Genomic DNA, 8,569 nt, shown 5'->3' with positions numbered 1-8,569 from the left:
GTTAAGCTGGGAAAGTAGAAACGGCAATTTATTCAGAACTTAGTCAACAATGGCAGTTGCGATAGAACCTCTAAGAGGCAAAGCTCTTTTGAGCAAATTAAAGGAAATTCCAACCCTTTCCAAGTCAGAGAAGGCAAAAGCCTGTGGCTATGTCACGAGAGCGAAGGATAAGGAAAGGGCGAATTTATCAGAGTTTATCGAAGCGATCCTGGAGGCTCAAGGCTTAACGGTAGAGCCAGAGCAAACAGGAGGAAGGGGTAGAACTCCGACGTATCGCGTTTCTGTCCATGCCAACGGACAGATTGTGATTGGAAAAGCCTACACGGAGATGATGGGTCTAAAGCCAGGGGACGAGTTTGAGATTAAGCTGGGCTATAAGCACATTAAGCTCGTTCAGATTCAAGCCGAAGGGGACTTGACCAATACCGAGGTTTGATTTCCCAAGTCATAGATAAACCGTACACAGGCTTAATCAGCAAAAGAGGTAGAGGATTGGTCGTTTGGTCTTCGTCGATCTTTTGGTCTGGATTATTCTTTAACCTCTACAGGCTACAAGAAACCCAGAGCAGACCTGAAACTCAAGGGCATTCTGACTTCTACTATCTTAGCTAGAGAGAATAATCCATGATGCAGGGCGATCGGGATCAGCGTTAAACAAGCAAAGCCGATCACGCCGACAGCTCCCTGCGCGACACAGCACAGTCCATAGCTAAACAGCTCAACGCTAGAAACAGTCTCAGTCGTGTCAGCATCGATCGCAGTCAATGCAGCAGTAGCAGGCAACTTTTCTACCTCAGTTGTAAGGATTGGGCTGCTACTTTCGCCACACCCGCACCATGATTGTGATTCGACTGGTCAGGATGACGCGAAGTTGTAATGCCTGCAGCAATTACGGGTAACAGTTGCCGATGGTTGACAACTTCACTAGCATTGCGTAACAAACTCCAACTGCTTGCACTCGTCGCGCTCTAGCGGTGAGATCCTCCATGCCATTCAGCGGAACGGACTTAATCTGGAGCAATCTATCCGCATCGCGGGAGATTTGGAATTGGAACCCGAATCTGCCCAGCGAGGAATTTTCTCTTTTTGCAAATTGCTGTAAGTTTCAGGGATAAGTCGCTTTGCCGTTGCAACCGACGGACACTACTCCCCAGGCTCAACCTCCCTCCCACGAAACCAACGAAAATACGCCGGACATTGGTGGTGGGATTCCAGTGATTGAATATTGGGCAAAGCATACGCTATTCCCGGAGGGACCAAAACTCTGGAAAACGCTGTTTCATCACAGTGCTTGCTTGTCATGCTCCTGGGGCACAGGGGGACAGAAGGGCGGTTTCACCAACGAGGAAGGGGAAAAACTGCAACGCCGTATGAAAAGCGTGGAAGCGATTTCCGCTGAAATTCAGCCCCTGTTCCAGCTCACTTTTTTGACACCCACTCAATCGCCCAGCTGCAAAAACTGTCATCCCTCGAAGCCGATCGTCTGGGACGGCTCAGTTTTCCGCTGATTCGGCGAGCAGGCAGCGATCGCTTTGAACGGATTTCCTGGGATGAGATTTATGCGATCGCCACCGCTGCATTTCAGAAATCGCCAGAGCGAGTTGCATCCTACGGTTGTGTCGCAAAAACGGGTCAATGGTAAGGTAGGACAAGCCCGACTCCCCTGACTCGCTCTCCAATGTCTACGTCCTCCCTGTTCAAATGGCGGCACTTTTTGCCTGAAATCATCCTGCTGAATGTGCGGTGGTACTGTCACTACTCCCTGAGCTACCGCGATTTAGAGGAGATGATGCAGGAGCGAGGCATGGGAGTAGATCATTCGATGATCAACCATTGGGTGTTGAGGTACACCCCAGAATTGGACAAACGCATTCGACCGCACCTGAAACCGACGAACGATTCGTGGAGAACCGACGAGACGTATTTCAAAGTCAAGGGCGTATGGAAGTATCTGTATCGCGCGGTTGATTCAGCAGGTAACACCCTAGACTTCAGGTTGAGTGCGAAACGGGATGCGAAAGCTGCCGCACGCTTCTTTCGCAAAGTACTCAAGGGTCAGCACACCCAGTCTCCACGGGTCATTACCGTAGACAAGAATGCCGCTTATCCAGTGGCAATAGACGCTCTCAAAGCAGATGAAACGATTGAAAAAGAGACTGAATTAAGGCAGAGCAAATATTTGAATAATGTGATTGAGCAAGACCATCGGCACATCAAGCGTATTGTAAAGCCGATGATGGGATTTAAGACGTTCAACAGTGCGAGAAGAACGTTGAGCGGAATCGCAGCGATGAATATGATGAGAAAAGGACAAGTGAAAGGAATCGAACCAGGAGATATTGCCTCTCAAGCGAAGTTTATTGAAGCAATCTTTGGAATTGCTGTTTAAGGGAATGCAAACGTTACCGATCGGTTGTCCTTTATAAGTTTTTGCGACACAACCTTGGCAATCTAGCTCGTTATCTAGATGTAGAGAAGGGGGAAGCTGACCAAGCATTGCTATCTGTTTGGGGTTAAGCCAAAAGATTACTCAGATTTGTTTTCACTCAATTTTTAAGGTTAGGAATTGCTTGAACTTCATGGACAGTTTGTTGCTGGCATAGGTATGTTATCAACACAAAGGCAACACTCTAAAACAACAGGTTCTTCTACTGTTTGGGAACTGGCTGTTTGAGAATCATTGACGATCGTTGAATCTGCATCTTCCCTCGCTTCTGCTTCGATAATTTTCTGAATCAATCCAGGGTTGCAGTCTTCAATTGCTTCTTTCAAGCCACGAATTAGGACTACGGCTGGATCGCTGGAGCTTTGCTGTTCCTGAGCTAAATTACCTGAATTTTGTCGTGCTTCGTTAATTAAATATTGTGCTACCTTTGCTGGGTCTATAGTTACCCCAAACGGCTCAAGAGTTAAATTAAGAAATCTTGCCTTTTCAAGCAACTCACTCTGTGACTTGACCACTTCCTCAAGGCACTTACTTAAACTCTCCTCTAAGTCAGGAGGTAGTCGGTTTACATTACGATCAGTTGTGCTAGTAGAACGGTTTAATTGCTGATACTCAATCTGTGTCGTCTGGGAAGGTTGGAAAGGTGCAGTAGAGGGGGCAAAGCCTAAAAAAACAGCTACATCTGCTGACCAAATCGCTGCTGCTGTTACAAGAACCGCACCTATAAGAATTGGTTCTGGGACAGAGGATTCAGGTCTATCATCTTGCCTAGACTGTCCTGCTTTATTGACTGCCCCTAATTCAGAAGATGAGGAGCCTATAAAGAAGATTCCTACATAAAGGTCATTCTTTTCATTAATCAAATTGTGTTTTGAAGGATTCTCATCAATGTACACATGTCCACTAGGAAGAATGCGATCAACAATGTACTCTCCTGGAGGTAAATCTCGAAATGTATGTTCTCCAGGGGTATCAGTGGTGGCGACAACAGTGGCAGAATCAATCTTCTTGCCCATTTTTTCCTGTAAAATGATATCAATTGAAACTTCTTCATTTGGCATCATATTGCTGAGGTTAAATAGGATCGAGCTAAGTTTAGTCTTATTGATTATTCATAAGAAGCTAGTCTGCCGCTCCGCCCGTTCTGCCTTAGTAAAATAATTGAAGAGATGCCATCATAATTCTAACTACATCTACTTGAACAGTTACTTCAACAACTTCTTTCACTTATAAAAAAGGAAGCCTACGTGCAATCTGAATTCCTGTTGGTAAGAATCCTTCTAACGCATATTCAGCCGCAGCATCTGCATAATAGGTTGTAATAGGAAGTCGTATAGTTTGAGTCGATCCAATATGCATCTCGCTCAACCAGTAGACCTGAGCGGCAAGAGTGCCCGGAGTCGTGTTTCCCATACGACGACGGATCGTAATGGGACGAGGAACAAAGTTAGTTCCACCCTTAATCTCTTTAGCTCCGGTGGTCATGAGAGCAACTTCTTCATCTGAGAGAGACCAACCCCAACCCCGCTGGGGGTTCTCCCACATCTCGGTTCTGTCGTTATATTGGCCTGCTCGGTCATAGCCCGATTTCAGCACCTCGACGACATCAACCTCTTTTACTCCGTTAGCGTGTAGCTCAGGCATCAATTCTGAGAAAAGGCTAAACTCGTCATCTTGAAGAAGTCCGTCGCGGTGGATTACCAGATGTTCTAGCTGCTTTTGTTCGTGTTGTTCAAACAGGTTAATTAAATCGAAAATAATTTTTCGCAGGGAATTGGAGTCAAAAGTTTCTCGATGAGCCTGAAAGTCGGCTGCTGACCAACCAATCACCCTCCCTAGCTGGTTAACAACGAAAGCTGCTGCACCAACGGCTCTGCCGTCTTTTCGTCCTACATCTAACCCGACAAAAGCCTGAGCATTACCTGGCATCTGCCGCAGTTGCCAGGGAGAATGCCCCAATTTACCAAGCACTCCAAGCAGCAAGTTGTTCCCAGTACTGGGTTTGAAAGGACTATGGATTGTACTAAGTTCAATTCCCTGAGAGGGTAGCATTGCCTGAACAAACTGACGTTTTAGAACAGGGTAAGGATCAGCAATGAGATTATTACGATAGCCTTCCTTATCTGGAACGCACATTAAAACTAAATTAGCCTCCTGTAGATTGCGGCATTCCCTCTGGATTCCTAAAGTATTTCCCAATGGATACGGACGATAACCTATCAGGTCAACACCAATATCAAAACTTTCAATATATTGAGTAAAGCTTTGGCACCAAGCCTTCACGTTTTCTCCTTCAGGATGAAAAACAATTGCTTTAATTTGAGCAGGCTTGTCTAAAAGCTGTTTCCGATTCAATCCTTGAGCAGGGAAGCTTCCTATTACGTTGTTACCAAAATCGAGATTCCGTTCGTAGTTCTTTTTCTTAGCAAGCTCTACAAAATTAATCTGCCGCTGCGGGCGATAAGGAGAATCCTCAAAGGAGATTGCCTGTTCAAGAACTATCAAACCACCAACTTCGTTTAGCTTCGCGATAATTTGAATGGCTTCTTTAAACCTTTGGTCGATCGTCCAGACCTGCTCATTAAATCTCCGCGCATCTACATCATCCCTGGAGAATGCCTTTTTAAGAAGTTGAGGAATATGAGGATAAATTACATCCCTGCCCTGAGAGCCATAGTTAGCCCAAATTGCTCTAGTCTGTGTAGGAATTGCATTTAAGATACTGGGCGAGATTATTCCTTTTCGTCGATGGTATTCTACAAGGCTAATGTTGCCAAGGCTTTCTAGTGGCTCAGAGACAGTGAAGTCTGAAATACCCGAAAAGCGGCAACCTGCACCATCATAGGTATGGATTAAAGGCTGATTAATAGAAATTGTTTCAGCACCTCGCTCGTGAACAGTCAAGCGATCGTTATATTCGCTGCTGTAATCAAGGGAGAGGCAAATGTGATTTTCGCTGTCAACGCGAACATCCCACTTTAAGTATCGTTGTGCCTCAATATCATTGGAGATAGGCACTGTCTTCCTAGCAAACGCTTCGCGGTGGTAAGCGTTGACCTTTAAGTTTCGACCTTGAAAGTATCGAACGACCGAGCGGTTAATGACTTGCTTTAGTGAGAAGCTATGTTCTAGTGAGGTGAGATCAATCCTTTCTGTTTCAATTACTCGAAAATCTAAACAAGTCTGTAACGGAGACGAACTGAGTAAGCTTCCACGCCTTCCGGCGACAACTTCATAACCTGTATCTTTACGCAATTGATTTGCCAATTTGCCTAATTCACTGGGCAAATCTCTGGGCTCGATCGCCCGTAGAAGATCGACTTGGTGGAGGTTGAATAGGATACTTCGGATCGCAACCGTGGAGCGAAAGCTAAGTTCGTAGATTACCATTAAGTTTCCACCTGACCAGTGCATTTAGCGTACTGCACACTAGGTATAGAATTAATCAGTAATTCTATCACTACACCTAGCAATTAGGGGAGTACACTAAATGTTTTATCCGCCCCTGGTAAGCTGCGGTTGCACGAATGTCTTCTAGAACTGAGATTAATCCACCTACCTGCTCTGGGTCGAACACACCTTCTGGTCCTTCAGGGCAGATGTTTGTGAAAGGAGATTCGTAAAGTAAAGCAGGCTCCATAATGCCGTGGTGGGTTAGGTAGTCGATGATCAGGTTGATGAATTCAATCTGGTTTGCGGACGTGGCAGAGCCGGAGAGGAACTGCCCAAAGGCTTACTTTGCAGCTTCCCGGTTTAACCCTACTAGCGATCGAATAAACAGACCTAATCCTTGGCTAGTCTCTTTGAGATATCCCAGATGCTCTAATGTGCCGAAGCAGGATTCTAGCAGAGTACGCTCCAGCTCACTCAGGTCGGTTGGGGTCAGGGGTTGGTTAAAGCAGAGTTTATGGATCGTGATGTGATCCTCATATGTTAGGGAGAACTACCTTACTTTTGCCCGGGAGGATCGAACTCAGTGCCGAAGCTGAAGATTTTGATTGAATGTGCTGAATCAGCACTCGCTCATTGTGCATCTAGGCAATCTCTATTTGGCGGAAGCCGTGCGTACCGGCTCCCTCAATTCTTAACCGCTTGGAGCCTACCCCTAGAATGGCTTCGGCAGAGTCCAGGCAAAAGTGTCCTCTCGCCTAGCAACATAGAAATAGACAGGGACGGTTGCTCCAATCTCCTTTCAGCAGCTACTTCAACTCCAGTGACACCGGGGACCGATCGCGTCTCCTGATTACCTTTCGTCATTCTCCGTTGGAAGGTAATGCGATCGCGTATTCCCCCACCTACCCCATACACATCAGCGATATGCAACGAACACGCCTCATTGATCCGCGCAGTGGTGTAGAGGCATATGTCAAACAATGCCTGATCGCACTCCGCTAGCAAACCCTCTACATAAGAGAGCAATGACAGGGAGGCAATCGCCTCCACCCCTTTCCTCCATCCCAGTCAAAGCAGCAGCCAAAATAGCTTGAAATTCGATACCGGTCCAAGTGTTCCGTTAAACAACCAAGAGAGTTCCTGCGGCGAGAGGAGCTTGGCTTGGTCATGACGACTGATTTTCACAAGTTGAGCAGTACAAGTGTTCAGACGATTTACACTAGGAAATACCAATTTCCTCACCTAATAGCGCAAACCCTTGCTCAACGGTTGTTTTTAGCTACCATGATGAGTAATTAACTGCACTTATCTCTATCTGACAATCCTAAGACAACTTTTCCTCCCAATTCTCCCAAATTCCCTCTAATCAAGCCTTTGAAGGCGATCGGGATCCTGCTAAACCTCAGTTCAACTTGATGCGTGTCAAAATAAGGTCAACCATTATGAATCTGACACGCATCAAAACTGAAATACCCAGAACTGAAAGCCAGACTCGCAGAGCTAGAAATAGAGATCGCTGCCCTTCAAGCAGCGGGAGATGTTTTGCTCAATGCGCGGATTGACTCCTCAGTGCTAGGCGGAACAACCGTGCGAGGGTGTCCTTCTGTGCAGTATCAGCTGAGAGTTCAGGGGCAAAAGGCGCGCTACTTGAAAGCTGCCCAAGTGGCAGAAATGCGAGCGGCGATCGAGCGTGGCAAGCAGCTCAAGCAATTAGAGCGAGAACAGCAAAGACTGAGAGCAAAAATGGCGCAATTAGTAGCAAACACAGCGGAGCTAGGGTTGGAGCTACCCGATTAAGCTTAGCCTGCATCATCGTTTTGATGCGTGTCAAAATCTGACTCAATGCTTTCAAACTTGACACGCATCAAATTTTCCTCATACTTGCGCAAGTGATCGAGCATCCTCATTTTGTCAGTCCTGACCGATTTACATCATTGTCAGCCTGACACCACTAATCGTATTTCCAACATCGCCCATCGTTTTCTGAATCCCTTCTTCTTCCGTTGACTGTAGCGATCGCACAGATAATTCACTTTGTCATGCAGCGGCAAAGTAATTGTAAAGCTCTTCCATCACATCCACTACCCGATCGCGGTACGGTAAATCCTTCGCCGTCTTCATGAAACTCCTGATAGGCTTTTGCCACCGACAAGTAGTTGGGAATCGTGAACATCCGCACCCAGCGTCCCAGAATCCTCATTGTGTTAACCGTGTTGAAGGATTGCGAACCCGACTGACCTGCATCAATGCTAGCGTTCTGCTCTATGTTGGTCTAATGGCTCTAAGTCCGAGGGGAATCTAGTCAATTTGATTTTTCATCATGCTTCATTATCATTAACAGCTTGTCGAGTCGGTCATTTGCCTCACGAGCAAATTTCAAACAGCTAATAAGCGGTGCTGTTCCGCCAGCAGTGGCAATTGCACCTTCAGGAATTTTTCCATTTGCAAGAAGAATTCCACCTGTAATAGCAACGGCCGAACACACTGCTGTCATCGTAAAAGCTAAGTTATAGCCGTGTCTAGCTTGTCGAATACGTTCATGTGCAATCTCTAGCTCTATAGCTTTAGATACCAATTGGGTGTGCCATTGCCAAAGTATCAGATTCTTCTCGAAGCCGTGCTGACTAATAATCTCATTGTGGATGTTCATGGTTTGTATGACTTTAGATTTACAATGTCATACAATTTTAGTGAACTCAATTTCTTGTAGTCTGTATTGAAAGATACAGA

The 8,569-nt window shown here is 46.0% G+C and carries 11 protein-coding genes and 1 pseudogene; 6 read left to right on the top strand and 6 right to left on the bottom strand.

Annotated features, from left to right (window positions below; genetic code table 11):
* Positions 1-88: 88 nt before the first annotated feature.
* Positions 89-436 carry an AbrB/MazE/SpoVT family DNA-binding domain-containing protein gene (locus tag H6F80_RS15065; protein WP_518523589.1) on the top strand — a complete coding sequence of 116 codons (348 nt, stop codon included), beginning with the start codon at positions 89-91 and terminating at the stop codon, positions 434-436.
* Between the two features lie 113 nt (positions 437-549).
* On the opposite strand, the gene H6F80_RS15060 is transcribed toward H6F80_RS15065, so the two are convergent.
* Complete coding sequence (locus tag H6F80_RS15060; protein ID WP_190792344.1) at positions 550-783, bottom strand: hypothetical protein; 234 nt, start codon at positions 781-783, stop codon at positions 550-552.
* 338 nt (positions 784-1,121) lie between these two features.
* Between H6F80_RS15060 and H6F80_RS15055 the strand changes: the two genes are divergently transcribed.
* The 3 genes from H6F80_RS15055 to H6F80_RS15050 are packed head-to-tail and all read left to right on the top strand — an operon-like array spanning position 1,122 to position 2,389.
* Complete coding sequence (locus H6F80_RS15055) at positions 1,122-1,508, top strand: hypothetical protein (RefSeq protein ID WP_242067374.1); 387 nt, start codon at positions 1,122-1,124, stop codon at positions 1,506-1,508.
* A complete protein-coding gene (locus H6F80_RS31345; protein ID WP_518523590.1) occupies positions 1,442-1,642 on the top strand; it encodes a molybdopterin-dependent oxidoreductase in 201 nt (66 codons plus the stop codon). Before H6F80_RS15055 ends, H6F80_RS31345 begins: the two co-directional genes overlap by 67 nt.
* A gap of 36 nt (positions 1,643-1,678) precedes the next feature.
* Positions 1,679-2,389 (top strand): IS6 family transposase, encoded by a 711-nt coding sequence (locus tag H6F80_RS15050; RefSeq protein ID WP_190792343.1) that lies wholly within the window; start codon positions 1,679-1,681, stop codon positions 2,387-2,389.
* 188 nt (positions 2,390-2,577) lie between these two features.
* Here H6F80_RS15050 and H6F80_RS15045 read toward each other — a convergent pair whose 3' ends face one another.
* From H6F80_RS15045 to H6F80_RS30825, 3 genes and pseudogenes are all read right to left on the bottom strand, one after another.
* Complete coding sequence (locus tag H6F80_RS15045) at positions 2,578-3,507, bottom strand: hypothetical protein (RefSeq protein WP_206755073.1); 930 nt, start codon at positions 3,505-3,507, stop codon at positions 2,578-2,580.
* A gap of 166 nt (positions 3,508-3,673) precedes the next feature.
* Positions 3,674-5,713, bottom strand: coding sequence for a Piwi domain-containing protein (locus H6F80_RS15040; RefSeq protein WP_206755072.1), 2,040 nt, complete (start codon positions 5,711-5,713; stop codon positions 3,674-3,676).
* 199 nt (positions 5,714-5,912) lie between these two features.
* Positions 5,913-6,365, bottom strand: a pseudogene (locus H6F80_RS30825) (type I restriction-modification enzyme R subunit C-terminal domain-containing protein).
* Positions 6,366-6,622: 257 nt separating this feature from the next.
* Here H6F80_RS30825 and H6F80_RS15030 point away from each other — a divergent pair.
* Positions 6,623-6,841 carry a hypothetical protein gene (locus H6F80_RS15030; protein WP_190792340.1) on the top strand — a complete coding sequence of 73 codons (219 nt, stop codon included), beginning with the start codon at positions 6,623-6,625 and terminating at the stop codon, positions 6,839-6,841.
* A gap of 540 nt (positions 6,842-7,381) precedes the next feature.
* Positions 7,382-7,636 (top strand): hypothetical protein, encoded by a 255-nt coding sequence (locus H6F80_RS15025; protein ID WP_206755071.1) that lies wholly within the window; start codon positions 7,382-7,384, stop codon positions 7,634-7,636.
* A 232-nt stretch (positions 7,637-7,868) separates the two neighbouring features.
* Here H6F80_RS15025 and H6F80_RS31340 read toward each other — a convergent pair whose 3' ends face one another.
* Both H6F80_RS31340 and H6F80_RS31335 read right to left on the bottom strand, forming a co-directional pair.
* The gene (locus tag H6F80_RS31340) at positions 7,869-8,039 is read right to left on the bottom strand and encodes a hypothetical protein (protein WP_518523588.1); all 171 of its coding nucleotides are present in this window, start codon (positions 8,037-8,039) and stop codon (positions 7,869-7,871) included.
* Positions 8,040-8,141: 102 nt separating this feature from the next.
* Positions 8,142-8,489 carry a TRADD-N-associated membrane domain-containing protein gene (locus H6F80_RS31335; protein ID WP_199296596.1) on the bottom strand — a complete coding sequence of 116 codons (348 nt, stop codon included), beginning with the start codon at positions 8,487-8,489 and terminating at the stop codon, positions 8,142-8,144.
* Positions 8,490-8,569 lie beyond the last annotated feature (80 nt).

It is taken from the genome of Leptolyngbya sp. FACHB-711 (assembly GCF_014695615.1).
Lineage (GTDB): Bacteria > Cyanobacteriota > Cyanobacteriia > Elainellales > Elainellaceae > Leptolyngbya_A.
The sequence above is the reverse complement of the archived record's forward strand: the minus strand, read 5'-3'. Positions and strand labels throughout refer to the sequence as shown.